Consider the following 25,383-nt stretch of genomic DNA (forward strand, 5'->3'; position numbering starts at 1 on the left):
GGGCTGGCCAGCGCGCTGCGTAACTCCGGTTAGAGCCGGGCCACCCGGCGCACCTGCGAGACGGCGCCGCGGATCGCGCTCTCCACGGTGGCCAGCGGTGACGCAACCGCCTCGCCGATCTCGACGATGGCCTCGACACGGGACACGATCTGCTCGAGGCGGTCCACCATGAGGATCAGGCGGGGTGCCAGTTCGTCGATGCTGGTGATGGTCTTGTTGAACCGGTCCAGGGTGACGTCGAGGTCACCGATCGAGTTGTTCAGCGTGACCACGGTGCGATCGAGGTCGGTGAGCAGGGTCTCGACCTGGACGACGGTGGCGTCGGCGTTCAGCGCCGCCTGCGTCAGCGTCTTGATACGCCGCGTCGCCGGACGGGTGCGGCCGTCGCCTTTGTCTGCCATGGAAGTCAGTATGGCGGCCCAGGGAACCAAAACGAGCCAAGGTGCGTCTGATCTTGTATGGCGAACTTCTGTTACGGAAGCCCGCGGCTACGTCCCGACGCCGGTTCGGCCCGGGCGGTCGCCGACTATCTTGCCGGTTACGGCGAGGCGCTGGCCGACCAGTGCCCAGAACTGCAGTCCGACGAGTGAGGCTCTGCTTGAATGGCGATGGTGGCGAGCGGACCGTTTGACGTCGAAACACCGGCCTTGATGGTCGATCTCGCGCGGTTGACGTCGAACATCACGGCGATGTCGGTGAGTGCACGCAGCAAGGCGGTCGATCTACGCCCGCATGCCAAGACACACAAGAGCATCCAGATCGCCGATCTCCAGGTCGAGGCGGGCGCGGTCGGCATCACCGTCGCGACGGTCTCCGAAGCCGAGGCCTTCGCCGACCGCGGGATCGACGACATCTTCATCGCCTACCCGGTCCTGCCGGTCGGCGCCAAGGCGAGACGATTCAGAGACCTCGTCGACCGCGTCGCGCTGCGCGTCGGCGTGGAGAGCTCAGCGGGTGCGCGGGCCGTCGCGGCGGCATCCGACGGCGGGGAGGTCTCGGTGGTGATCGAGATCGACAGCGGGCAGCACCGGACCGGGGTGCAGGCATCGGACGCGGCTGCGCTCGCGACCGAGTGCCGGCGCATGGGTTTGACCGTCGACGGCGTGTTCACTCACGGCGGCCACGCGTACTCGGATCCTGGTGCCCCTCGACGAGCCGGGATCGACGAAGGAGATCAGCTGGAGCTCGCGGCGAGCGCGTTGCGGGACGCCGGTTTCACTGTCTCGGTGGTCAGTGCCGGGTCGACACCGACCTGGCGGGCGCCCCGCCCGACTGCCGTCACCGAAGAGCGTCCGGGGACCTATGTCTTCGGTGACCGTCAACAGCTTGCGCTCGGATCCCAGCAGCACGAGGACTGCGCCGCCGCGTGGATCGCCGCCACCGTGGTCAGTTCTCGCGACGGGCGGGTGGTCATCGATGCCGGATCCAAAGCACTCACCGGTGAGCGGCCGCACTGGCTGGACGGCTTCGGAACCGTTGCTGAGCTGGGCAATGCGGTGATCACCCGGATCTCCGAGCACCACGGGATTCTCGACGGCGTGGACAGCTCCGCCGTCGCCGTCGGAGACATGGTCTCCGTGCTGCCGAATCACATCTGCACGGCCGTCAACCTGTTCGACGAGTATGTCGTCGTCGACGACGGCCACGTGGTCGACCGGTGGGAGCTGGTCGCCAGGGGCAGGAATGTCTAGGGTCAGCCCGGCAGCTTGCTCGCGGCGGCCTTGTCCAGCAGCCACACGGTGGCCTCCCGGCCGATCGCGCCCGCAGCGGGGACATCGACCGCTGCGGCACCGTTGATGGCGGCCGCTGCGGCCTCGGCCTTTTCGGCGCCGGCGACCACCAGCCACACCTCACGGGCCCGCCGCACCGCCGGCAGCGTCAGCGTGATGCGACGCGGCGGCGGCTTGGGTGACGCCGTGACCGCGATGACCAGCCTCGAGTCCTCGCGCACGGCGTCGGTGTCGGGGAACAGCGAGTTGATGTGGCCCTCGCCGCCCATCCCGAGCAGATGCACATCGAACTCCTCGGGCAACAGCTTCTCGTAGGCCAGGGCCGCCGCCTCGATATCGTCGCCGAACTCACCATCGCTGGCGGCCATTTCGTGCACGTTCGCCGACGGGATGGAGATGGTCTCCAGCAGCGCTTCGCGCGCCTGCCGGTAGTTGCGGTCCGCGTCCTCGGCGGGCACGAAGCGTTCATCACCCCAGAACAGCTGCACCTTGGACCAGTCGACATCGGGTGCGTAGGCGGCGACATGGCGCAGCAAGGCGATCCCGACGGTGCCACCGGTGAGCACGATGACCGCCTGCCCGCGGTTGCCGACCGCCGACGTGATGGCGCCGACCAGGCGGGCGCCGGCGGCGGCGGCCAGTTCACCGGCGTCGACGTAGGTCTCGATCACCTGTTCAGACATAAGTCACCTTGTCGATTCCTCGCAACGCTTCCAAATAGATCTCATCGGCATCCAGGCGCCGCATGTCCTCCGCCAGGCAGTCGCGGGTTTCTCTGCGGGCCAACGGAATCTGGGCATCCGGCTTGCCGGTGCGGGTGAGCGTCGCGGTCACCCCCTCCTGGGGCCGGCTCAACACGATCGTCTCGCTGGGCCGGGTCAGCTCGATCTTCAGCTCGCCGACCGCACGGGTGACAGGGCAGTCCAGCCGGCCGACAAGCCAGCCGGCCAGGATGTCGAGGGCGGGTTCTTCCTTGAGCCCGGACACCACCACCTCGGTGATCGGCTCGTGTGGCGCCTGATCCACCGCGGCGGTCAGCAGTGCGCGCCAGTAGGTGATCCGGCTCCAGGCCAGGTCGGTGTCACCGGCGGTGTATCCGGCGAGCCTGCTCTTGATGCACGCCAACGGGTTCTCACCGTTGGTGGCATCGGTGATGCGGCGGATCGCCAAGCGGCCCAGCGGATCCTGTGCGGGCACCTCGGGTGCGAGATCCGGCCACCAGGTCACCACCGGGGTGTCGGGCAGCAGGAACGGGGTGACGACGCTGCTGGCGTGGTTGGCCAGCGGCCCGGACAGCCGCAACACCACGACCTCGTTGGCGCCGGCGTCGCTGCCGACCCGCAGCTGGGCGTCGAGTCGGGCCTCCAGACTCAGCCGGTCCCCGGGGATCACCACGATGACCCGGCAGGGGTGCTCGCGGCTGGCGGCGTTGGCCGCCTCGATCGAGTCCTCAAGGACCGCTTCGGTATCCGGGGCGATCACCAGCGTCAGCACCCTGCCGAGGGTGATCGCGCCGCCCTCTTCACGCAGGGCGACGATCTTCTTGTTGATGGCACCGGTATTGGTGTCCGGCAGATCGATGATCATCGGGAGCCTCGGTTCTTCGCGCGAGCGCTCATCACGGTCGCCTCCATTCGCGTCCGGTCCGGCGCAGCATCTCGAAGGCCGATTCCGGCCCCCAGGTACCCGACTCGTAGGTGTCCGGGGTGCCGTGTGACGCCCAGTAATCCAGCGCGGGATCCAGGATCTTCCACGACAGTTCGACTTCGGCGTTGACCGGGAACAGCGAGGGCTCACCCAGCAGCACGTCGAGGATCAGCCGCTCGTAGGCCTCGGGTGACTCCTCGGCGAACGCCGAGCCGTAGGAGAAGTCCATGCTGACATCGCGGACCTCCATGGCATTGCCGGGCACCTTGGACCCGAACCGCAGGGTGATGCCCTCATCGGGCTGCACCCGGATCACCAGCGCGTTCTTGCCGAGTTCCTCGGTCATGGTGGCGTCGAACGGCAGATGCGGTGCCCGCTTGAAGACCAGTGCGATCTCGGTGACTCTGCGGCCCAAGCGTTTTCCGGTGCGCAGATAGAACGGGACCCCCGCCCACCGGCGGGTGTCGACATCCACCGTGATGGCCGCGAACGTCTCGGTGATGGAGGTCTTCGAGAATCCCTCCTCGTCGAGCAGCCCGACCACCTTCTCACCGCCCTGCCAGCCCGCGGCGTACTGACCTCGGGAGGTGGTCTCGTCGAGTGGTTCGGCGAGCCGGCTGGCGCCGAGCACCTTGATCTTCTCGGCCTGCAGCTCGGCGGGGGAGAAGTTGACCGGCTCCTCCATCGCGGTGAGCGCGAGCAGCTGGATCAGGTGGTTCTGGATGACATCGCGCGCGGCGCCGACACCGTCGTAGTAACCACCGCGTCCGCCGAGGCCGATGTCCTCGGCCATGGTGATCTGGACGTGATCGACGTAGTGCGCGTTCCAGATCGGTTCGAACATCTCGTTGGCGAAGCGCAGCGCCAGGATGTTCTGCACCGTCTCCTTGCCGAGGTAATGGTCGATGCGGAACACCGAGGACTCCGGGAAGACGCTGTTCACCAGCGCGTTGAGCTCTTCGGCGGTGGACAGGTCATGCCCGAACGGTTTCTCGATGACGACGCGGCTCCAGGTGTCGCCCGGTTTCTCGGCCAGGCCCGACTTGGACAGCTGCTCGAGCACCTGCGGGAACGCCTTCGGCGGGATCGACAGGTAGAACGCGTGATTGCCCCCGGTGCCGCGTTCGGTGTCCAGGGTGTGCAGGGTCTCGGCGAGCCGGCCGAAGGCCTCGTCATCGTCGAAAGCGCCCTGGACGAACCGGAATCCCTCCGCAAGCCGGTCCCACACCTCCTGCCGGAACGGGGTGCGCGCGTGCTGCTTGACGGCGTCATAGACGACCTTGGAGAAGTCCTCGTCCGCCCAGTCGCGCCGGGCGAACCCGACCAGCGCAAAACTGGGTGGCAGCAGGCCGCGGTTGGCCAGGTCGTAGATCGCCGGCATCAACTTCTTGCGGGCCAGGTCGCCGGTGACCCCGAAGATCACCACCGCACACGGTCCCGCGATCCGGGGCATGCGTTTGTCGCGTTTGTCCCGCAGCGGGTTTCGCCAGACAGGAGCGTCGGTCGTGCTCATCGAGTGTGCCTCTGCTCTAGTTTCGCGCCTACTTCTTGGCGGCGTCCAGCTGTCCCTGGGTGGCCTCGAGCAACTCGCCCCAGGACTTCTCGAACTTCTCGACGCCCTCCTCTTCGAGGACCTTGAACACGTCGTCGAGATCGACACCGACCTCGGCCAGTCCGTCGAACACGCCCTGTGCGGCATCAGCGGTCCCGCTGACGGTGTCACCGGTGACCACACCGTGGTCGGCGACGGCGTCGAGCGTCTTTTCCGGCATGGTGTTCACCGTGTTCGGCGCCACCAGCTCGGTGACGTACAGGGTGTCCGAGTAGTCGGGGTTCTTGACGCCGGTGGACGCCCACAGTGGGCGCTGTGCCCGGGCGCCCGCACCCTTCAGCGCGCCGAAGCGCTCCCCGCCGAACTCTTCTTCGTAGGCGGCGTAGGCGAGGCGGGCATTGGCCACACCGGCCTGACCGCGCAGATCCAGTGCCGCCTGGGTGCCGATCTTCTCCAGCCGGCTGTCGATCTCGCTGTCCACCCGGGACACGAAGAACGAAGCGACGGAATGGATCTTGGACAGATCGTGGCCGGCATCCTTGGCCTTCTCCAGCCCGCTCAGGTAAGCGTCGATGACCGCACGGTGCCGCTCCACCGAGAAAATCAGCGTCACGTTCACCGAGATGCCCTCGGCGATCACCGCGGTGATGGCGGGCAGGCCGGCCAGCGTCGCGGGGATCTTGATGAGCAGGTTGGGCCGATCGACGATCTTCCACAGCTCTTTGGCCTGTTCGACGGTCTTTTCGGTGTCGTGGGCCAGGCGCGGGTCGACCTCGATGGACACCCGGCCGTCGACACCGTCGGAGTCCTCGTACTGCTTGGTGAACAGATCGCAGGCATTGCGGACATCGTCGGTGGTGACGGCCAGAATCGTGGCGTCCACATCCGAGCCGGTCGCGGCCAGTTCGTTGACCTGCTCGTCATAGGCGTCGCCCTTGGACAGGGCAGCCTGGAAGATCGACGGGTTGGTGGTGACGCCGACGACGCTCTTGGTCGCGATCAGCTCGGCCAGGTTGCCGGTCTGCAGGCGCTCGCGGGACAGGTCGTCGAGCCAGACGGAGACGCCTGCGGCCGACAGTGCTGCGAGATTCGGGTTCTGAGACATGATTTCGCCCTTTTCTGTCTGTACTAGTTGTCGAGAGTGCGTTCTGCGGCTGCCACGACGGCTTCTGCGGTGAAGCCGAACTCACGGAACAACGTCTTGTCGTCGGCGGATTCGCCGTAGTGCTCGATCGAGATGATCTCGCCGGTGTCGCCGACGAGCTTGTGCCAGGACTGCGCGATACCGGCCTCGACCGCCACGCGGGCCGACACGTCGGGCGGCAGCACCGARTCGCGGTACTCCTTGGGCTGGGACTCGAACCATTCGACACACGGCATGGACACCACGGCGGCCACGATGTCCTTGTCGGCCAGCAGCTTCTTGGCCTCGACGGCGAGCTGGAGCTCGGACCCGGTGGCGATGATGATCACCTCTGCATCGGCCGCGTTGTCACCGCCGAGCACATATCCGCCCTTGGCCACACCGTCGGCATCGGTGCCCTCCAGGACCGGAATTCCCTGGCGCGTCAGGATGAAACCGACCGGGCCGGCCTTGTTGCCTCGGCCGATGATGCTCTTCCAAGCGTACGCCGTCTCGTTCGGGTCACCCGGACGGACGACGGACAGGTTGGGGATGGCGCGCAACGCGGAGAGGTGCTCGATCGGCTGGTGAGTGGGGCCGTCCTCGCCGAGGCCGATCGAGTCATGGGTCCAGATGTAGATGGTGTCGATGACCATCAGCGAGGCCAGTCGCACCGCGGGGCGCATGTAATCGGAGAACTGCAGGAACGTTCCGCCGAAGGCTCGCGTCGGCCCGTGCAGCACGATGCCGGACAGGATCGACCCCATCGCGTGCTCGCGGATACCGAAGTGCAGCACCCGGCCGTACCAGTCGGCGCTGAAGTCCTCGGTCGAGATGCTCGGCGGGCCGAAAGACTTCACGCCCTTGATGGTGGTGTTGTTGCTGCCCGCGAGATCGGCTGAGCCACCCCACAATTCGGGGAGCTTCGGGGCGACGTCGTTGAGGACCTGACCGAATGCGGCACGGGTGGCGACCGCCTTGGAGCCGGGTTCCCAGTAGGTGATGTCGGCGTCCCAGCCCTCGGGCAGTTCCTCGGCGACCAGGCGGTCCAGCAGCTTCTTGCGGTCGGGCTCACGCTCGGCCCAGGCGTCGAAGCCGGTCTGCCACTTCTCATGTGCCTCTTTGCCGCGCTCGACGAGCTTGCGGGTGTGCTCGATCACCTCGGGGCGGACCTCGAATTTCTTGTCCGGGTCGAATCCGAGGATCTTCTTGGTGGCGGCCACCTCGTCGTCACCGAGCGCCGAGCCGTGCACGCCACCGGTGTTCATCTTGGTCGGGGCGGGGTAGCCGATGATGGTGCGGACCGAGATGAACGACGGCTTGTCGGTCACCTTCTTGGCCTCGGCGATGGCCTCCTCGATGGCGACCACATTTTCGCCGCCGACGATCTCCTGGACGTGCCAGCCGTAGGCGCGGTAGCGGTCGGCGACGTTCTCGCTCAACGCGATGTCGGTGTCGTGCTCGATGGAGATGTGGTTCTTGTCGTAAAAGACGATCAGGTTGCCCAGCTGCTGGGTGCCGGCCAGCGAGGAGGCCTCGCTGGTGACGCCCTCTTCGATGTCGCCGTCGGAGGCGATGACGTAGATGTAGTGGTCGAACGGGCTCTCACCGGCCGGGGCCTCGGGATCGAACAGGCCGCGCTCGTAGCGGGAGGCCATGGCCATACCGACGGCCGAGGCCAGTCCCTGGCCCAGCGGGCCGGTGGTGATCTCGACGCCCTTGGTGTGCCGGAACTCGGGGTGGCCCGGGGTCTTGGACTTCCAGGTACGCAGTGCCTCGATGTCTTCGATCTCCAGACCGAAACCACCCAGGAACAGCTGCAGGTAAATGGTGAGGCTGGAGTGCCCACACGACAGCACGAAGCGGTCGCGGCCCAACCAGTGCACGTCGCTGGGGTCGTGGCGCAGCTGACGCTGGAACAGCGTGTAGGCCAGCGGGGCAAGGCTCATCGCGGTACCGGGGTGGCCGTTGCCGACCTTCTGGACCGCGTCGGCGGCCAGCACACGCACGGTGTCCACCGCGACCGTGTCGAGGTCGGACCAGTCGTCGGGGTGGTTCGGTTGCGTGAGGGCAGTTATCTCTTCGGCGGTGGTCACTACCTTCACTCCTAAATTTTCTCTGCGCTGCGGACTTCGCTACCTCAAACACCCTAGTGCGGCGGAGTCATCCACCGCAGACCGGTTGGGGCAGGTTTGGTGTCTGTTAACGCAGACCAAACTGGAGAACGCACCCTGCGGTGCGGGGCCGACCGCGGTGCGGTCTACCATCGTCTGTAGTAGAAGCCCGCGTGACCGTCGCCCGAGGAGTTATTTGCGTGAGCATTCGCGAGCGCCGGCCGGTCAGTGGCGCACCGAATCGGATACGAACCACGGTCCTTTCGTACCTTGCGTTGACGAAGCCGCGCGTGATCGAGCTGCTTCTGGTGACGACGATCCCGGCCATGTTGCTGGCCGATCGCGGCACCGTTGACCCGCTGCTCATCCTGAACACCCTGATCGGCGGCATGATGGCCGCAGCGGGTGCCAACACGCTGAACTGTGTGGCCGACGCCGATATCGACAAGGTGATGAAACGCACCGCGCTGCGGCCGCTGGCCAAGGCGTCGGTGCCGACGCGGCATGCACTGATCTTCGGGCTGGTGCTGACAGCGGGATCCTTCGCGTGGCTGTGGTGGCGCACCAACCTGCTCTCCGGGGTGCTGGCGCTGGCGACGATCGCCTTCTATGTGTTCATCTACACCCTGCTGCTCAAGCGCCGGACCTCGCAGAACGTGGTGTGGGGCGGTGCCGCCGGGTGTATGCCGGTGATGATCGGCTGGTCGGCGGTGACCGGCACGATCCAGTGGCCGGCGCTGGTGATGTTCCTGATCATCTTCTTCTGGACGCCGCCGCACACCTGGGCACTGGCCATGCGGTACAAGGAAGACTACAAAGCCGCCGGGGTGCCGATGCTGCCCGTGGTCGCCACCGAACGCCAGGTCACCCGCCAGATCCTGATCTACACCTGGCTGACTGTGCTCACCACGTTGAGCCTCGCGCTGGCCACCGGCTGGCTGTATGCGGCGGTCGCATTGCTGGCCGGTGTCTGGTTCCTGGTGATGGCGCATCAGCTGTATGCGGGGGTGAAGCGTGGGGAGCCGGTGAAACCGCTGCGGCTGTTCCTGCAGTCCAACAACTACCTGGCCGTGGTGTTCTGTGCACTCGCCGTGGATTCCGCATTGGCGCTGCCGCAGCTGTTCTGACCACTACGGTCTGTGCATGAGCGTGCATGTCAGCCCCGATGAATTCGGGCGCGCAGAGTCCGACCTGTACTTCGGAAATATCGTCAAGGACGGCAACCTTGGCGCCGTGCGGCACTTCCGCGAGCTGAGCCCCGTCGATCAACAGCTGGTGATCCGGCAGAACCGCGACACGCTCTACTCGGTGGGGGTGTTCGATCTGGATGCCGGTCCGGTGACGATCACGCTGCCCGACAGCGCCGGGCGGTTCATGTCCCTGCAGGTCATCACCGAGGACCACTACGTGCCCGCCGTGGTGTACGCGCCGGCCGAGCTGACCATCACCCGCAAGGACGCCGGGACCCGCTACATCGCCACGGCCTTCCGCACCCTGGTCGATCCCGATGATGCCGCCGATGTGGCCGCGGTGCACGCGCTGCAGGACGCCATCACCGTCTCCCAGCCCGGTGGGCCGGGCACCTTCGCAGTGCCGGACTGGGATACCGCCAGCCAGAAGACGGTGCGCGATGCGTTGATCACGCTGTCGACGACGGTGCCCGACAGCTTGCGCACCTTCGGGCAGAAATCGGAGGTCGATCCGGTGCGCCATCTGATCGGGACGGCCTACGCGTGGGGCGGAAACCCCGAGCGCGACGCGTTCTACCTCTCGGTCGTCCCGACCGCGAACGACGGCACCACCGTGCACAGGCTCATCGTCGACGATGTCCCGGTCGACGGCTTCTGGTCGATCACCGTCTATGACCAGAGCGGCTACTTCACGCCGAACCCGCAGAACGCCTACTCGGTGAACAACATCACCGCGGCCACCGAGTCCGACGGGCGCACCATCGTCCAGTTCGGTGGTGAGCAGGGACCCAATCTGCTGCCGATCACCGAGGGCTGGAACTACATCGTGCGGTTGTACCGGCCGCGGCCGGAGATCCTGGACGGGTCGTGGGTTTTCCCGGCAGCCCGGCCGGTCTAGGGGCCGTCTGCGCTGGTGTGCGTGTTGCCCGGCAACTCCACCAGCGGTGGCGGGTAGCCCGGCAGGTCGCCGGTCGGTGCCGCCGCCTCCGCCGCCGGGAGCACCACCGGAGGGTGTCCATCCGGATTCTCCCCGGAGGGCACTGCCGCGCCCCCGGCTCGGGCGTCGATTCCCGGATTCGCGGGCCCCGGCAACTCCAGTCCCGCCGAGATCCCGTACCGGGTATTTGATGTGACCAGCGGCCCCGGGGCCTGCTCGCCGTTTCCCAGCCTGCTACCGGGCAGACCCGTCGCTTGTGAGGGTGCGTCGACAGTGGATCCGATACGGGTGCCACGGGAATCGGTGGCGGCCGGCGGGCCGACGGCGATGACGTTGTAGGGATAGTCGAAGCTGCCGGGTTCGGCCAGCGGGGCACCGGGAAGATAGGGGGGCGGGTCCGGTAGCGGAATGGGGTCGGCGCCGGCGGTGGGTGCGACCAGAACAGCCGAGATCGACCCGATCAGCAAGCCCGCTCCGATACGCCGCATGTCAGATCTTGATCGGGTCACCGTAGACGGCGAACTGCGTGTGCGCAGCGTCGGTCGAGACGCGCAGATATGCGTAGGAGCGGACGGTGACATCGCCGCCACAGGCGTCCGCCTTGATGTGGATGTTGTCGATGTCCAGCATCGCGACACCGCCGCTGCTCAGCGACATGTTGGACAGCGGAAGGTCGACGATCACGCCCGGTTGCAGGACGGTCTGCACGAACCCGGCCAGGCCGCCCGTTCCGCCGGCGGATGCGCTCGGTGTTGCGCCGTCGAATCCCACCGAGCCCTGTGGTGCCACACCGGCGGTGCCGCCGTACTGCAGCCCCGCCGACACGTCGGACTGGCAACCGAGCTGGTAGCCCACGATGAAGATGCTGTCGGTGATCGGACTGGATCCGCCGACGGCTGTCGCGGTCGCCGAGGCAGTGACAAAGCCCTCTCGGGAATCGTTGGCATTGGCCAGGTTCGGTACCGAGTTCACGACCTCGTTGTCGATGCGGATGTTGAGATGCCAGCCATCGCGCGAGGTCTTGTCGTAACTCTGCGGGCGCATGCTCACGGGCTCGGCCCCGGCCGCTGACAGGCCGGTGGTCACGCTTGCCAAGCCCACCGCACATGCGACACTCACACCGCTACGCCATCGCACGGACGAGATTCTAAGCAGATCCGGGCCCGCTGCGTGCGGGGCGGCGCCAGGGGCCGCTGATCGCAACCTCTCCGAAAAGCACTGCATGCCAACAGTTCACCGAATCGACGCCCAACGTTCAATGCTCGCGGTCGCCGGACACGCGTTCCGTGGGCGAACAGGATTGACTCCGAACCGGGCCCGACTCCCTACTATGGGATTTCATGATCATCGGGTGGCTGTTCCGGGCCATGGCGGGCCTCGTCGTGTTGTTCGCCCTCGCGGCATGCTCGGCCGGATCTCCGCCCGGCCCGCCGGGGGCAGCTGAGGATTTCAAGGCCGGAGGCGGGGGCTCCGTCTCGGAGACCATGCCGCTCACCGGCCCGGCGCCTCAGGACGCGCCGAAGGCGCCGCCCGAGGTGCAACGCGATGTCGTCAAGACGGCCACCATCTCCATCACCGCGGACAACCCGGGGGACGCGGCGGACCGGGCATCTGCACAAGCCGGCGACGCCGGCGGACGCATCGACAGCCGTACCGAGTACGGCGGATCGGCGCTGGATCCGGCCCGGATCACCCTCACCCTTCGGGTGCCCGCCGACAAGCTCGACGGTGTGATGGACGGCCTGAAAGGACTGGGCACCGTCCAGTCACTGGACATGCAGACCGAGGACGTGACCAGTCAGCGGGTCGACCTGGACGCCCGCATCAAGGCACTGCAGACCTCGGTGGACCGCCTGCTGGCGATCATGCGCGACGCCCGGGACCCGTCGGCCCTCATCGAGGCGGAGAGCGCGCTGTCCCAGCGGCAGGCCGACCTGGACAGCTTGCGCGCCCAACGCGCGGCACTGGGGGAGCAGATCAGCTACAGCACCATCACCGTCGATCTGGTCGCCGGGGAGACCGGCGGTCCCGCACCCGAGGAGTACCGGGGTTTCCTCGGCCAGATGGAACGCGGCTGGGACGCCCTGGTCGACACCGGGTCCAACCTGCTGCTGCTCGTCGGTCTGCTGTTGCCCTGGGTCGGCGCCGCGATCGTCGGGCTCGCCGTGCTGTTCGGTCTGTACCGGCTGGTGCGGTTGCGCCGTTAAGGCACCAGCACCACCGAACCGACGGTCCGGCGACCCTGCAGATCGGTGTGCGCCCGCGCGGCCTCGGCCAGCGGGTAACGCTCACTGACCGTGATGGTGATGGAACCGTCGGCGATGGCGTTGATCACTTCGCCTGCCCGCCAGGCGAACTCATCGGCGGTGCGGGTGTAGGCGCCCAGGCTGGGCCGGGTCAGGAACACCGAACCGGCGGTATTGAGCCGCTGCGGATCGAATGCGGGCACCGGCCCGCTCGCGGCACCGAACAGGGCCAGCGTGCCGCGCACCGCAAGGCTGGCCAGGCTGGCCTCGAAGGTGGAGGCGCCCACCCCGTCGTACACCGCGGCGACCCCGCCGTTGCTCAGCCTCTTGACGGTGGCGCCGAACTCCTCGGCGTCCTCCGGGTACTCCAGCACCTCGACCGCACCGGCCTGCCGGGACAGTTCGGCCTTCTCCGGGGTCGACGCGGTGGTGATCACCCTGGTCCCCAGGCTGGTGGCCCACTGGGTCAGGATCAGACCCACACCGCCGGCGCCGGCATGCACCAGGATCGTGTCATTGGACTGCACGGCGTACACGGATTTCAGCAGGTAGTGCGCCGTCATCCCCTTCAGCAAGGCCGATGCCACCGCATCCGGGGCCACGGCGTCGGGCACGTACGCGACGTAATCGGCTGGTGCGACGGAGAAATCGGCGTAGGCGCCGACGGCGTTGGCGGTGACCACCCGGTCCCCGACGGCCAGGGCCGCGACATCCTCACCCACCGCGGCGACCGTGCCGCACACCTCGCTGCCCGAGACGAACGGAAGCTCGCGCGGATACTGTCCCGAGCGGAAATAGGTGTCGATGAAGTTGACGCCGATCGCCTCTGCCTTGATGAGCACCTGGCCGGGGCCGGGCGACGGCGCATCCTTCTCGACGTAGTTCAGGACCTCGGGTCCGCCGGTCTGGGCAACTTCGATGGCATGCATATCTCTATCATCCATATGTGAAGCTGGCCCGTCCCGACGTGTTCCATCCCCGCATCGTGTTCGCCAGTTGCGCGGCACTTGCCGAAGGCGACAGCGATGACGACGGCCTGGTCGAGGCCCTGCGTGCGCGCGGCCTGCCGGTCAGCTGGAAATCCTGGGACGACCCGGCCACCCTGGACGCCGACCTGGTGATCTTGCGCGCCACCTGGGACTACAGCGAGCGCCTCGACGAATTCCTGACCTGGACCCGGGCGGTGCGCAACCTGCTGAATCCGCCGGAGATGGTGGCCTGGAGCACCGACAAGCACTATCTGCTGGACCTGGCGAAGGACGGTCTGCCGATCGTCCCCACCCGCTACTACGCGGTCGGCGAGACGGTGCCGGCACCCGAGGGCGAAGTGGTCGTCAAACCCGCCGTCGGCGCCGGGTCGGTGGGCGCGCAACGCTTCGTCGACCCCCGCGCGGCGGTGGCCCACGCCGAGGCGTTACAGGCCAAGGGCCGCGCCGTGCTGGTGCAGCCCTATGACCGGCGGATCTCCGGCGGGGAGACGGCGCTGGTATTTCTCAACGGCCGGCCCTCACACGCCTTCACCAAGGGCCCGATCCTGCCGCCGGCCGGGCGCGGACCGCAGTTCGAGCAGACCGGGACGTTCGCCGCGGAGAAACTCGGCGCCGCCGATCCCGCGGACGAGGTGTGGGAGGTCGGCCACGCCGCGGTGGCCTCGGCGACGACACGGTTCGGCATCCCCGCACGCGATCTGCTCTACGCCCGCGTCGACGTCATCGGCGGAGCCCGCGACCCGCGGCTGCTGGAACTCGAACTCGTCGAACCGTCGCTGGGTTTCCGCCAGCTCGGCGCGACCGAGAAGCGGCGCGCCGAACGCGATTACGCGCTCGGGGTGGAGGCGGCCCTGACCCGTCTGGGGCTGGGCCCACTGTCACACCGCGGGGCGTGATCCCGGTGTTCGATGCTGATGATGTCCAGCGCATCGCGCTGTCGTTACCCGAGACCAGGGAGAAGGAGCGCTGGGGGCATCCGACATTTGACGTGGCGGGCAAGATGTTCCTCACCGTGCCCGACGATCAGACGTCATTTGCGGTGCGCTGCCCACGATTTGATCGCGAGGAGCTGATCGCCGCCGAGCCGCGCAAGTTCTGGGTGCCGCCACACGAAGCGCCCTCGGCGTGGGTGCGGGTCCGGCTCGACGCGGTGGAAGACCTCGGCGAGCTGCACGACATTCTGCTGGACTCCTGGCGGCAGGCGGCCCCGAGCAGGCTCACCGACAGCGAGGACTCCTGAGGACTGTCAGGCGGGATCGCCGAGCCGCACCCCGGTCTGCACATCGAAGCGGTGCACGTCACGGGCCGACAGCTCGACCGTGGCGCCGACGGTGATGTCGGTCAGTGCCGCGGCCTCCACGACGCTGGTCAGCTGCTGATCGGCCGACCGGACCGTGATGATGGCCCGCGGCCCGAGCAGTTCGACGAGCTCGACCACCGTGGCCCCGTCCGCGGACGGGGTGAGCATCAGGTCGTCGGCGCGCACCCCGATCGTCACCGCCGCCGCGTCCGGGCCGCCCACCGCGATCCGGACGCCGGATGCGGTGCGTAGTTCGCCGCCGGTGACCGCRCCGTCGATCAGATTCATCTTCGGGCTGCCGACGAACGTGGCCACGAAGGTGTCGGCCGGTCGCCGGTAGACCTCTGCGGGCGGGCCGGCCTGGGCGATCCGGCCCTCGCGCATCACCACGATCCGGTCCGACAGGGTCATCGCCTCTTCCTGATCGTGGGTGACGTAGAGCGAGGTGATGCCCAACCTGCGTTGCAGCCGCAGCAGTTCGGTGCGGGTCTCGACGCGCAGCTTGGCGTCCAGGTTGCTCAGCGGTTCGTCGAACAGGAACACCGCGGGTTCGCGGATGATGGCCCGCCCGATCGCCACCCGCTGCTGCTGGCCGCCGGAAAGATCCTTGGGCTTGCGTTCGACCAGCGCGCCCAAGCCCAGTGACTCGGCGATCTCGTCGGCCCGCCGGAGTGCCTCTGCGCGAGGAATCTTCTTGGCCCGCAACGGGAAGGCGATGTTCTCGCGCACCGACAGATGCGGGTAGAGCGCGTAGTTCTGGAAGACCATCGCGATGTCGCGGTCCTTGGGTTCCAGCGCTGTCACATCGCGATCGCCGATCCGGATGGTGCCGGCGCTGACCTCTTCGAGCCCGGCCAGCATGCGCAGCGATGTGGTCTTACCGCAGCCGGACGGTCCGACCAGCACGGTCATGCTGCCGTCCGTGAGTTCCAGATCCAGGTCCGACACCACGCTGGTCGAGCCGAACGATTTGCCGACCTTGGAAAAAGTCACCGATGCCATGCTTGTACAACCTCGCTTGTCTAGTACTTGACCGCGCCGCCGCTGATCCCTTGGACCAAGCGTCGCTGGATGAAGAAGCTGGCGATGACGACCGGGATGATCGCGATCATGATCGCCGCACTCATGGTGCCGATCTGCACACCCCGGAAGGTGTTGAAGTTCGCGATCGCCACCGGCAGGATCGCCGCGTTGCCCGGCGCCAGGATCAGCCCGTAGAACAAGTCGTTCCAGGACAACGTGAACCCGAAGATGCCCGCGGCCCCGATACCCGGGTACACCTGCGGGAGCACCACCATCCGGAACGCCTGCCAGCGGGTGAATCCGTCCACCCGGGCCTGCTCCTCCAGCGAGGCGGGTACCGCCTCGAAGAAGCCGATCAGGAACCAGGTGACCAGTGGCAGCACGAAGGACAGGTGCGCGAAGATCACCGGTGCCAGGGTGTCGGTCACCCGCAGCGCCTGCGCCATGGTCAGGAACGGGAACACCATCACCGCCGGCGGGACCACCTGGGCGGCAAGCATTCCGAATCGGGTCAGCGATCCACCGGCCCGGTACTTGGCGATCACGTAGGCACCCATGCTGCCGACGACGAGGCTGATCGCGACGGTGATGATGCCGACCAGTGCGCTGCGGCCGGCGGCGGCGAACACCCCGGACTCGAACACGGCCTGCCAGTTCGCCAGGCTGGGAGCGAAGGCGAACAGGAACGGTTCCGACATCTGTTGGGGTGTCTTGAAACTCGCCAGAGCCACCCAGACGATGGGGAACAGGACGAAGATGAACGCCGCGGTGAGCACCGCGAGGCGCAAGACCTCGAGCGGGCGCAACTTGTTCATCGGGCCGCACTCCGCTCGGCGGCGCGGTTGCGTTCCATCGCACGGAACGCCGCCACGATGACCACCAGGACGAGGGCCAGCACGATGAAGGCCATGGCGCTGGCCTGTGCGAGCCGGAAGAACTGGATGCCCTCGAGGTACATGAAGTACTGCAGCGTCTGGGTTTCGGTGCCCGGGCCGCCGCGGGTGGTGGCGTAGATGTACTCGAAGACCCGCAGGGCGTCCAGCCCGCGCAGCAGCACCGCGACGGTGAGCACCGGCGCGAGCATCGGGATCAGCACCCGGCGCAACCGGTAGACCGGACCGGCCCCGTCGACCCGGGCCGCCTCCATGGGTTGTTTGGGCATCGACTCCAGGCCGGCCAGGATCAGCAGCACCATGAACGGCGTCCACTGCCAGACATCGATGAAGGCCAGCGTCAGCAACGCCTTCCCGGCACCGAAGAAGTCGTAATCGGCGCCCACCGCGTGCAGCAAGGCCGGCACCGCGCCGATCTGATCGTTGAGCAGGAAGCGGAAGATCAGCCCGACCGCGATCGGGGTGATGAACATGGGCGCGAGCACGATTGCACGGGACAGATCTTTGGCCCAGCGCTGCTGGTGCAGGGCCAGCGCGAGCGCGAAGCCGAGAACCAGCTCCAGACTGACCGCGATCACCACATACATGGCGGTGATCGCAAACGCTTCCCAGAACGCCGGATTGGTCAGGGCGCCGGCGAAATTGGCCGTGCCCACGAAATCGGGTTGGGCGCGATCGGTCAGCTTGTAGTCGGTCACTGACAGATACGCCGCATAACAGAGCGGGAATCCGACGGCCACGGCGAACAGGGCGAGCAGCGGAGTGAGCATGCCGTACTTGAACTTCATCTAGGACACCTCCGCTGTGGTGGCCGCCGGATTCCCTACGGTCACTGCTGGATCCGCTCCGCAGCTGCCTGCGCATCGCGCAGTGCGTCGGCGACGCTCTTGTTCCCCGCGGCGGCATCGTTGAGCTCGGTGCCGACCGCCTGGATCATCTCCTCGCCGCCCTTGCCCTGGGTGAGCGGTGCCGCGTCGGCCAGGATCTCGCCGACCGTCTTGTAGTAGTCGGCACCGTACCCGTCGGCGAGCACCTTCGGGTCGGTCAGCGAACCCTGCCGGATCACGGCACCACCGTCGGCGACCCGCTCGGCGTCGATCGCGGGTGAGGTCACCCAGGAGGCGAACGCCCAGGCGGCGTCGGCCGCCCCGGAGTTGGCGGGGATGGCCCAGCTCCACAGTCCCAGCGCGGATTTGCCGCCGGGGATGGGGGCGAGGGCGAACTGCCCGGCACGTTCTGCCGACGCGCCTTCGGGGTCGTTGAGCGCGGGCAGGTTCCAGTTGTAGCCGATCATCGATGCGGACATACCGCTGGAGACGGAGCGGAACGCCTCATCGAAACCCCAGGACAGGCTGTTGGCCGGGGCGGCGGTCTTGTAGGTCTCGATATAGGCGTCCAGGGCCCGGGCGGCTTCGGGGGTGTCCAGCGAGGGCTTGCCGTCCTCACCGTAGATCGAGCCGCCGGCGGCGAACAGCCAGTTGGCCCATTCCTCGAAGATCTTGTAGCCGCGCTGCGGCTGCATCGCGATGCCCGCGCGGTCGGCGGTCTTGAGCCGCTGCGAGGTGGCCACCAGGGCGTCGAGATCAGTGGGGACGCTCTGCCCGGCGGAGGTGAGATCGCCGGTGTTGTAGATGTAGCCGAGGGCGTAGTTGTAGAACGGCACACCGTAGGTGGTGCCCTCGACATCGGTGATGGCCGTCAGCGAGTCGAAGAAACCGTCGGGCTGGTAATCCGGGGTCGCGGCGATCCGGTCGTTGAGCGGCTCCAGGAAGCCGGCGTCGGCGAAGTCGTCCATCCACGGGTTGTCCACCACGATGAGGTCGTAGGCGGGCTGCGAGGCCTGGAACGAGGACACCAGGCGGTCACGCATCTGGTCGAAGGTCATGGTCTCGATCTCGACCTTGATATCGGGATACTTCTGATTGAACTGCCCGACAAGGCCTTTCACGATATCGGTATCGGGCACGTTCTCCATCAGCACCCGCACCGTGGCGTTGGTGTCGGTGGGGATCTCACCCAGACCCGACGAGCTCTGCTCGCCGGAGCCGCCGCTGCCCGCGCAGCCGGCCAGGGTCAGGCTGGTGGCGGCGATGATCGCTGGCAACCAGCGCAAGGTTGGGATTTTCATGGTCCTCTTCTCTTTGTCCTGGTGGATCGGGCGTGTGCGGGGGTGGGTGGCCTCAATCCATGTAGGCACCGCCGTTGACCGACAGTGCTTCTCCGGTGATGAACCGGGCATCCTCGGAGACCAGGAACGCCACCGCGCGGGCGACGTCGTCGGGGGTCTGCAGCCGCCCCAGGGGGGTGGCCTCGACCCAGGACTTACGCACACCGTCGGGAGTGGAGCCGGTGAGCAGCGCCTCCCACTCCAGCTCGCGGGACTGCATCGGGGTGGCGACGAAGCCGGGGCACACGCTGTTGACCGTGATGCCCTGGGGGGCAAGCTCGAAGGCCATTGCCTGAGTGAGGCCGAGGACACCGAATTTGGAGGCCACATAGTCCGCCAGGAACGGCACCCGGCCCTGCTTGGCCGCCATGGACGCGGTGTTGACGATGGTGCCGCGCACCCCGGTGCGGATCATCGCCCGCGCCGCGGCCTGGCCACACAGGAAGACGCCCTTGAGGTTGATGTCGAGGCTGCGGTCCAGCTGGTCGGTGGACACGTCGACGAAGCGGGCCATCGCCGAGATGCCGGCGTTGCTGACCCAGGCGTGCAGGCCCACCCGGTCGGCCACATCGTCGGCCAGGCGCGCCGATCCGGCGGCGTCGGTGACGTCGAGCTGGGCTGCCTCGTGCCCGGTTCCGCTCAGAGCGTCGCGGGTGTGTTCGGCGGCCTCGGCGTCGATGTCGGAGACGATGACCCGCCAGCCCCGCTGGGCGAGGGTGGTGGCGATCGCCCGGCCGATACCCGATCCCGCGCCGGTGACGACGGCGGTCTGGGTGTTGGCGGTGGTGTCGGGGGAGGTCATGGCCGGGCCTTTCGGGCGATGCGGTGGGAGATGGGGGTCAGCACGTCACCGAGTTCACGCCACTGGGCGTAGGCCTCGGCATACCGGTCGACGTGCCTCGGGTCGGGGATGACGGGTTCGCCGACGGTCTGGAACATCGCGGTGCTGTCCCAGCCGTCCAGCAGCCCGGTGCCGACCGCGGCGATCACCGCGGCGCCCAGCGAGGCCCCCGGGTGACCGACGATCGGGGAGAGCGGGGTGTCCAGCACGTCGGCCAGGATCTGCTTCCACAGCACCGAACGGCTACCGCCGTTGGTGACCAGTGCCCGGTGCAGTGGCACCCCCATGGAGGCGAACACCTCGGTGTGATGTCGGAAGCCGTAGGCGATCGCCTCCAGCACCGACCGGTACATGTCGGCGCGGTTGTGGGCGAGGTCGAGGCCGACGAACGCGCCGCGTAGATCGGGATCGTGCAGGGGGCTCTTCTCGCCGAGAAAGTAGGGCAGGCAGAGGATCTCGCCTGGGTTGCGGGTGTCGGCCTCATCGTCGAGGGCCACCAGGTCGATGCCACCGGACAGGGTCTGGAACCAGCGGATCAGGCTGCCGCTGGTGGCCATGCAACCGTTGGGCAGCCACCGCCCGGGCACCGGGTGGGCGTCGAGGTAGAGCCGGGCATCGATGACGGGTTGATCGGCGGCGGCCAGGATGTCGCCGGCGCCACCGAGTTTCACCAGCCAGTCGCCCTCGGCGTTGATGCCCGCGGCGTACGCGGAGAGCACATGGTCCGCGCCGCCGACGATCAGCGGCAGGCCGGGCCTCAGCCCGGTGGCCTCGGCGGCCGCGACGCTCAGCTCACCGGCCAGGCTGCCGGGGGCGAGCACGGCGGGCACCAGTTCCGGGGACAGGCCGGCCGCGCTGTACATCGGCTCGAAGCGTTCGCCGTCGACGGTGCCCAGACCGGATTCCAGCGCCCAGTTCAGCTCGACATGCGCGGGTGCGCCGAGCGCCATCAGCACCCAGTCGTAGGAGCCGACCAGATGTGCCGTGCGGCTCCAATTGTCGGGTTCGTGGCGTTGCAACCACAGCGCGGTCGGGCCGACCGACTGTTGGGTGACCGCGGAACCGGTTGCGCGCAGTACGGTCTCGCCGTCGAGTGCGTGCGCAAGCTCGGTGATCTCGGCGGTGGCGCGGGCATCGTTCTGGAGCAGTGCGCGCCGGACGGGTGCGCCGCTGCCGTCCACCGCTACGACGGCCGGGACCATGCCGGTGGTGGACAGTGCGCCGATCCGGTCGGGGGTGACGCCGGAGGTGGCCAGCACGTCGCGGATCCCGGCATGCACATTGTGTAGCCATTGGGTCGGGTCGGCCTCTGCGTGGCCGGGGGCAGCGGAGAACAACTGGGCGTCGTGGGTGGCCTGGGCGACGATGCGGGCTCGGCCGATATCGACGAGCACGGTCTTGGTACCGGTGGTGCCGATATCAATGCCGATGGTGAACTCCGGCATGCCATCCCTTCGGTCGATGTCCGCCCTGCATTTATTGCGGTGGGACCACAATACTGACTCTGTTATATTCTCACAAGACTTGTGCAACAGTCACGACAACTCACGAGAAATCCCTGGATTACTGTGATTTAGTAACATACGGTTAACCCAGCACAGCTCTGAAATCCCAGACCACGCGGAGAGGCGCCCCCATGACCAGTTGGCTCGATGACGTATTTGCCGTGCAGAAGCCCGTGATCGCCATGCTGCATCTGGCGGCGCTGCCGGGTGATCCCGGTTTCGACTCGGCCGCGGGTATTCAGGCGGTCGTCGATCGCGCGAAGGAAGAACTGGCCGCCCTGCAGGAGGGCGGCGTCGACGGTGTCATGGTCTCCAACGAGTTCAGCCTGCCGTATCTGACCAAGACCGAACCGATCACCGCCATCACCATGGCCCGGGTGATCGGTGAGCTGCTGTCCGATTTCACGGTGCCCTACGGCGTGAACGTGCTGTGGGACGGTCGCGCCTCGATCGACCTGGCGGTGGCCACCGGCGCCCAGTGGGTGCGGGAGATCTTCACCGGCGTCTACGCCAGCGATTTCGGCCTGTGGGACACCAACGTGGGCGAGGTGGCGCGGCACCGCCACCGGGTCGGAGGCGCCGGGGTGAAGCTGCTGTTCAACATCGTCCCGGAGTCGGCGGTCTACCTCGCCGACCGTGATCTGGCCTCGGTCACCGCCACCACGGTCTTCGCGACCAAGCCCGATGCCATCTGCGTGTCCGGTCTGACCGCGGGGGCGTCCACCGACACCCAGGCGCTGCGGGTGGTCAAGGACAACGCCGGCGCGGTACCGGTTTTTGTGAATACCGGTGTGCGCGCACACAATGCGGCCGAACAGCTGTCCATCGCCGACGGCGCGGTCGTGGGCACCTACTTCAAGAAGGACGGGGTGTTCGAGAACCGCGCGGTGGCCTCCCGGGCCGCGGAACTGATGGACGCGGTGAAGGAATTCCGAAAGTCGCTGTGAGCCAGGAGTTGCGCCTGCTGGCGATCCAGGCGGCCCGTCGCGGCGCCGAGGTGTGCCTGCGGCACTGGGGTGAAACGGTGCACATCGCGACCAAGAGTGCCGCCGGCGACGTGGTGACAGCGGTGGACCGTGCCGCCGAGGAGGCGGTGCGGGACGCGCTGCTGGGCGCCCGGCCCGATGACGGTGTGCTCGGCGAGGAGTTGCCCGAGCACACCGGCGCCGGTCCGGTGCAGTGGGTCGTCGACCCGCTCGACGGCACCACGAACTACATCCGGCGTCTCCCGCACTTCGGCACCTCGGTGGCCGCCCGGTCGACGTCGGACGGCAGCTGGCTGGCCGGCGCGGTGTGCGCGCCGGCCCTCGGGGTGACCTGGAGCGCTGCCAAAGACCTTGGTGCCCATATCGATTCGGGTTCGGGGGAGGAGGAGCGCCTGCCGCTGGTGCTGATGGAGTCCTCGGTCCGATTGGTGGGTACCGGGCTGTCCTACGATCCCGGCCACCGGCGCAGGCAGCTGCGCGAACTCGGCACGGTGATGGCCGGATACACCGATATGCGCCGGTTCGGGGCGGCCGCGCTGGATCTCTGCCTGGTGGCACAGCGCAGCCTGGACGCCTTCTACGAGGACGATCTCGCGGTGCACGACTGGGCGGCGGGCGCACTCATCGCCGAGGAGGCGGGTGCGGTGGTGACCCGCTCGGAGAGCGCCGGGGTCTCAGCGCGCTGGCAGTGACTGCTCGCGCGGCGCACGTTCGCGCTCTGACCGATCTGCGTTGACGCACACCACCGACACGCCCGCCGAACGCAGTGCGTCGACCGCCGGATGGGTCGGTGGCCCATCGGTGACCAGAATCGAGATCGCCGATACCGGTGCCACATTGATCAACTGCACCCGGCCCAGCTTGGAGGCATCGGCGGCCACGATCACCCGGTCGGCCGCCCGCATGGCGGCCTGCTTCACGTTGCCCTCTTCCCGGTGGTACTCCGAGGCGCCGCGCTTCCCGTCAACCCCGGCGATGCCCATCACGTAGGTGTCGCAGTTGTAGCGCAGGTAGAAATCCTCGGCCTCGGCACCGATCAGGCTCAGCTCGCCGGGGCGCACCTTGCCGCCGGTCAGCAGGATCGTGGTGTCCGGTTCGTCGGCGAGTTCGATGGCGACCAACACGCTGGGGGTGATCACGGTCAGTCCCAGATCCCGGCCCTTGACGGCCCTGGCGACCGCCAGCACCGTGCTGCCGCTGTCCAGGATGACGGTCTCGCGCGGGGTCAGCAGGTCGGCCACCGCGTGGGCGATGTGCAGCTTCTCGTCGGCGGAGTCGGCGGCACGCGCATCGAAGGACGGCTCGGTCGACTTGCCGCCGAACGCGATTGCGCCGCCGAGCACCCGGCGGGCCACGCCCTGCTCCTCGAGTCGCTCGATATCGCGGCGGATGGTCATCTCGGACACGTCGAATTCATCGGCCAGCGTGGCGAAGTCGACCTCACGGTCGGTGTGGATCCGGGCGGCGATCGCTGCTCGTCGAGCATGCGCGTTCAAACCGGGCGTCATGCCGACAGCCTAGGTCAAGGATGTGAATTAATCACAACAATCACACCGTGCTGGTGTTGCGCTTTCGCATCGACGCCCACAGCGCCGCGGTGGCCGCGGTGGCCGCGCCCGCACCGGCGACGTGCATCGCCACCAGTGCCTCGGGGACGCCGGTGAAGAACTGAACCGCGCCGAGCGCGCCCTGGGCAACGACCAGCACGACCAGAACCCCCAGGCGGGTCATCACGGGCCGTGGCGCGCGGACCGCCGACAGTGCGAACCCGAGCGCCACCACCAGGGAGAGGTACGCGATCAGCAGCGTCGAGTGCATGTGCACCAGCGTCGTGATCTCGACCTCCAGGCGCGGCACCGGACGTTCGAGACTCTTGTCGCCCGCGTGCGGGCCGGCGCCGGTCACCATGGTGCCGGTCACCAGGACGGCCGACAGTGCGACGCCGCCCAGCGCGGTCAGCTGCCGTAAYGGCGTCGGGACCACCGCCACCGGTTCGCCGTCGTCGGGTTCGCCGATCTTGGCGTACAGCAGTACCGCGAGCCACACCATCGCCATGGACACCAACAGGTGGATGGCCACGGTCCACCAGAGCAATCCGGTGAGCACCGTGATCCCGCCGATGATCGCCTGGGCCACCGTCGAAGCCGGCATCAGCCAGGCGTAGCGCACCACCTCGGGGCGGCGCCGGGCGCGGGTGACGACGATGACCGCGGCCGCCGCGGTGAGGACGACCAGGAAGGTCAGCATTCGGTTGCCGAACTCGACGGCCTGGTGAATGCCCGCGACCTCGGCGTGCGGGACCGGGGTGAAACTACCGGGAAAGCACTGCGGCCAGGTGGGGCAGCCGAGTCCGGAGGCCGTGACGCGCACGATGGCTCCGGTGACGGCGATGCCGCCCTGGGTCAGGATCACCAGCGCCGCGACGATGCGCTGCGTGCGCAGACTGGGCACCGGCAGCGTGTCGACCAGTCGCAGGAAAAGTCGTCCGACAGCCACGGCCCGATCGTAGAGCAGCGCTAACTACAACTTGTAGTAGGGCCGGTCGGGCGGGGCGCGGCGAACGGCACCAGTACCTCGTTGACGAGTTCGACCACCAGTTCATCGGTGATGGGGTCGCCGGTGACCAGCAGGCGGTGCCACAAYACGCTCTGTCCGAGTTCCCGGGCGATGTGTACCGGCACATCCGCGCGGACGTCGCCGCGCGCGATACCGCGGGCCAGCAGCGCGGACATCTCTTCCTTGCGCCAGCCGATGACGTCGGTGCGAAAGGCGGTGGCCAATGCCGCGTCGCCGGCCATCGCCGCCACCGCGGCCTGCATGGTGGCGCCCTGCGGGCCGGCGAACAGCGCCGCCCACCCGCGCAGCACGGCCAGCATGTCGGTACGGTAGCTGCCGGTGTCCTCGTGTGGGATGGCCGCTTTCGCCGTGCGTAACAGGGTGTCGCGCAACAACTCCCGGCCGTCCGCCCAGCGGCGGTAGAGCACCGGCTTGCTGGTGCGCGCGGCGGTGGCGACCGCCTCCATGGTCACAGCGGTGGGGCCGTGCGCGGTCAGCAGGTCCATGACGGCACCGTGGATCGCCGTATCGAGTTCGTCGCCGCGACGCCGCATGGAACCTCCTCGTAGGAAACGCTTGCGTAT

At 67.7% G+C, this 25,383-nt stretch carries 27 protein-coding genes; 9 read left to right on the top strand and 18 right to left on the bottom strand.

Translation table 11 applies throughout. The features are described 5' to 3' along the window. Window positions 1-29: 29 nt before the first annotated feature. Entirely contained in the window at window positions 30-401 is a 372-nt protein-coding gene (locus AC1DTF_RS23040) for an ATPase (protein ID WP_477475758.1), read from the bottom strand. 57 nt (window positions 402-458) lie between these two features. Between AC1DTF_RS23040 and AC1DTF_RS23045 the strand changes: the two genes are divergently transcribed. After that, window positions 459-590 carry a hypothetical protein gene (locus AC1DTF_RS23045; RefSeq protein ID WP_477475759.1) on the top strand — a complete coding sequence of 44 codons (132 nt, stop codon included), beginning with the start codon at window positions 459-461 and terminating at the stop codon, window positions 588-590. A gap of 12 nt (window positions 591-602) precedes the next feature. Next, window positions 603-1,691 carry an alanine racemase gene (locus AC1DTF_RS23050; protein WP_477475760.1) on the top strand — a complete coding sequence of 363 codons (1,089 nt, stop codon included), beginning with the start codon at window positions 603-605 and terminating at the stop codon, window positions 1,689-1,691. Window positions 1,692-1,693: 2 nt separating this feature from the next. Here the strand turns inward: AC1DTF_RS23050 and pgl are convergent, their stop codons facing one another. The 5 genes from pgl to tkt are packed head-to-tail and all read right to left on the bottom strand — an operon-like array spanning window position 1,694 to window position 8,148. Then, complete coding sequence (pgl, locus tag AC1DTF_RS23055; protein ID WP_057165090.1) at window positions 1,694-2,413, bottom strand: 6-phosphogluconolactonase; 720 nt, start codon at window positions 2,411-2,413, stop codon at window positions 1,694-1,696. Then, window positions 2,406-3,317 carry a glucose-6-phosphate dehydrogenase assembly protein OpcA gene (gene opcA, locus AC1DTF_RS23060; protein WP_057165091.1) on the bottom strand — a complete coding sequence of 304 codons (912 nt, stop codon included), beginning with the start codon at window positions 3,315-3,317 and terminating at the stop codon, window positions 2,406-2,408. Before opcA ends, pgl begins: the two co-directional genes overlap by 8 nt. 31 nt (window positions 3,318-3,348) lie before the next feature. Further along, window positions 3,349-4,890 (bottom strand): glucose-6-phosphate dehydrogenase, encoded by a 1,542-nt coding sequence (gene zwf / locus AC1DTF_RS23065; protein WP_057165092.1) that lies wholly within the window; start codon window positions 4,888-4,890, stop codon window positions 3,349-3,351. Between the two features lie 28 nt (window positions 4,891-4,918). Continuing rightward, window positions 4,919-6,037 (bottom strand): transaldolase, encoded by a 1,119-nt coding sequence (gene tal / locus AC1DTF_RS23070; RefSeq protein WP_200962043.1) that lies wholly within the window; start codon window positions 6,035-6,037, stop codon window positions 4,919-4,921. 20 nt (window positions 6,038-6,057) lie between these two features. Then, window positions 6,058-8,148, bottom strand: a complete 2,091-nt coding sequence (gene tkt / locus AC1DTF_RS23075) for a transketolase (RefSeq protein WP_057165552.1) — start codon at window positions 8,146-8,148, stop codon at window positions 6,058-6,060. Window positions 8,149-8,366: 218 nt separating this feature from the next. Here tkt and AC1DTF_RS23080 point away from each other — a divergent pair, with 218 nt between their 5' ends. Both AC1DTF_RS23080 and AC1DTF_RS23085 read left to right on the top strand, forming a co-directional pair. Then, complete coding sequence (locus tag AC1DTF_RS23080) at window positions 8,367-9,293, top strand: heme o synthase (RefSeq protein WP_057165094.1); 927 nt, start codon at window positions 8,367-8,369, stop codon at window positions 9,291-9,293. Between the two features lie 16 nt (window positions 9,294-9,309). After that, entirely contained in the window at window positions 9,310-10,254 is a 945-nt protein-coding gene (locus AC1DTF_RS23085; protein WP_477475761.1) for a DUF1254 domain-containing protein, read from the top strand. Here AC1DTF_RS23085 and AC1DTF_RS23090 read toward each other — a convergent pair. Continuing rightward, entirely contained in the window at window positions 10,251-10,781 is a 531-nt protein-coding gene (locus AC1DTF_RS23090) for a hypothetical protein (RefSeq protein WP_477475762.1), read from the bottom strand. The genes AC1DTF_RS23085 and AC1DTF_RS23090 overlap by 4 nt on opposite strands. A gap of 1 nt (window position 10,782) precedes the next feature. Then, the gene (locus AC1DTF_RS23095; protein ID WP_156409016.1) at window positions 10,783-11,337 is read right to left on the bottom strand and encodes an MspA family porin; all 555 of its coding nucleotides are present in this window, start codon (window positions 11,335-11,337) and stop codon (window positions 10,783-10,785) included. A 296-nt stretch (window positions 11,338-11,633) separates the two neighbouring features. Here AC1DTF_RS23095 and AC1DTF_RS23100 point away from each other — a divergent pair, with 296 nt between their 5' ends. Beyond that, window positions 11,634-12,500, top strand: a complete 867-nt coding sequence (locus AC1DTF_RS23100; RefSeq protein WP_477475763.1) for a DUF4349 domain-containing protein — start codon at window positions 11,634-11,636, stop codon at window positions 12,498-12,500. Here the strand turns inward: AC1DTF_RS23100 and AC1DTF_RS23105 are convergent. Next, window positions 12,497-13,468, bottom strand: coding sequence for a quinone oxidoreductase family protein (locus tag AC1DTF_RS23105; RefSeq protein ID WP_057165098.1), 972 nt, complete (start codon window positions 13,466-13,468; stop codon window positions 12,497-12,499). The genes AC1DTF_RS23100 and AC1DTF_RS23105 overlap by 4 nt on opposite strands. 17 nt (window positions 13,469-13,485) lie before the next feature. Between AC1DTF_RS23105 and AC1DTF_RS23110 the strand changes: the two genes are divergently transcribed. Further along, window positions 13,486-14,424, top strand: a complete 939-nt coding sequence (locus AC1DTF_RS23110; protein ID WP_477475764.1) for an ATP-grasp domain-containing protein — start codon at window positions 13,486-13,488, stop codon at window positions 14,422-14,424. 5 nt (window positions 14,425-14,429) lie between these two features. Then, window positions 14,430-14,768 carry an MmcQ/YjbR family DNA-binding protein gene (locus tag AC1DTF_RS23115; protein ID WP_477475765.1) on the top strand — a complete coding sequence of 113 codons (339 nt, stop codon included), beginning with the start codon at window positions 14,430-14,432 and terminating at the stop codon, window positions 14,766-14,768. A gap of 6 nt (window positions 14,769-14,774) precedes the next feature. Here the strand turns inward: AC1DTF_RS23115 and AC1DTF_RS23120 are convergent, their stop codons facing one another. Genes AC1DTF_RS23120 through AC1DTF_RS23145 form a run of 6 tightly spaced genes read right to left on the bottom strand, consistent with a single transcriptional unit; the run spans window position 14,775 to window position 21,197 of the window. Next, window positions 14,775-15,830 carry an ABC transporter ATP-binding protein gene (locus AC1DTF_RS23120; RefSeq protein WP_477475766.1) on the bottom strand — a complete coding sequence of 352 codons (1,056 nt, stop codon included), beginning with the start codon at window positions 15,828-15,830 and terminating at the stop codon, window positions 14,775-14,777. A 20-nt stretch (window positions 15,831-15,850) separates the two neighbouring features. Further along, the gene (locus AC1DTF_RS23125; protein ID WP_477475767.1) at window positions 15,851-16,666 is read right to left on the bottom strand and encodes a carbohydrate ABC transporter permease; all 816 of its coding nucleotides are present in this window, start codon (window positions 16,664-16,666) and stop codon (window positions 15,851-15,853) included. Further along, a complete protein-coding gene (locus tag AC1DTF_RS23130) occupies window positions 16,663-17,532 on the bottom strand; it encodes a carbohydrate ABC transporter permease (RefSeq protein ID WP_477475768.1) in 870 nt (289 codons plus the stop codon). Before AC1DTF_RS23130 ends, AC1DTF_RS23125 begins: the two co-directional genes overlap by 4 nt. A gap of 41 nt (window positions 17,533-17,573) precedes the next feature. Then, entirely contained in the window at window positions 17,574-18,872 is a 1,299-nt protein-coding gene (locus AC1DTF_RS23135) for an ABC transporter substrate-binding protein (protein WP_057165103.1), read from the bottom strand. Window positions 18,873-18,924: 52 nt separating this feature from the next. Continuing rightward, window positions 18,925-19,713: an SDR family NAD(P)-dependent oxidoreductase gene (locus AC1DTF_RS23140; protein WP_477475769.1), complete on the bottom strand. Its 789-nt coding sequence runs from the start codon at window positions 19,711-19,713 to the stop codon at window positions 18,925-18,927. After that, window positions 19,710-21,197 carry an FGGY-family carbohydrate kinase gene (locus tag AC1DTF_RS23145; RefSeq protein WP_057165105.1) on the bottom strand — a complete coding sequence of 496 codons (1,488 nt, stop codon included), beginning with the start codon at window positions 21,195-21,197 and terminating at the stop codon, window positions 19,710-19,712. Before AC1DTF_RS23145 ends, AC1DTF_RS23140 begins: the two co-directional genes overlap by 4 nt. Before the next feature lie 191 nt (window positions 21,198-21,388). Here AC1DTF_RS23145 and AC1DTF_RS23150 point away from each other — a divergent pair, with 191 nt between their 5' ends. After that, window positions 21,389-22,204: a BtpA/SgcQ family protein gene (locus tag AC1DTF_RS23150; protein ID WP_057165106.1), complete on the top strand. Its 816-nt coding sequence runs from the start codon at window positions 21,389-21,391 to the stop codon at window positions 22,202-22,204. Further along, a complete protein-coding gene (locus AC1DTF_RS23155) occupies window positions 22,201-22,935 on the top strand; it encodes an inositol monophosphatase family protein (protein WP_477475770.1) in 735 nt (244 codons plus the stop codon). The genes AC1DTF_RS23150 and AC1DTF_RS23155 overlap by 4 nt, the downstream gene beginning before the upstream one ends. Here the strand turns inward: AC1DTF_RS23155 and AC1DTF_RS23160 are convergent. The 3 genes from AC1DTF_RS23160 to AC1DTF_RS23170 are packed head-to-tail and all read right to left on the bottom strand — an operon-like array spanning window position 22,918 to window position 25,353. Further along, window positions 22,918-23,751, bottom strand: a complete 834-nt coding sequence (locus AC1DTF_RS23160) for a DeoR/GlpR family DNA-binding transcription regulator (protein WP_057165108.1) — start codon at window positions 23,749-23,751, stop codon at window positions 22,918-22,920. The genes AC1DTF_RS23155 and AC1DTF_RS23160 overlap by 18 nt on opposite strands. 40 nt (window positions 23,752-23,791) lie before the next feature. Beyond that, on the bottom strand, window positions 23,792-24,739 hold the full coding sequence (locus AC1DTF_RS23165) for a COX15/CtaA family protein (RefSeq protein ID WP_057165109.1): 948 nt from the start codon (window positions 24,737-24,739) through the stop codon (window positions 23,792-23,794). Window positions 24,740-24,759: 20 nt separating this feature from the next. Further along, window positions 24,760-25,353 (bottom strand): TetR/AcrR family transcriptional regulator, encoded by a 594-nt coding sequence (locus AC1DTF_RS23170; RefSeq protein ID WP_477475771.1) that lies wholly within the window; start codon window positions 25,351-25,353, stop codon window positions 24,760-24,762. Window positions 25,354-25,383: the final 30 nt, after the last annotated feature.

This window comes from Mycobacterium sp. P4_H6, from assembly GCF_056400845.1.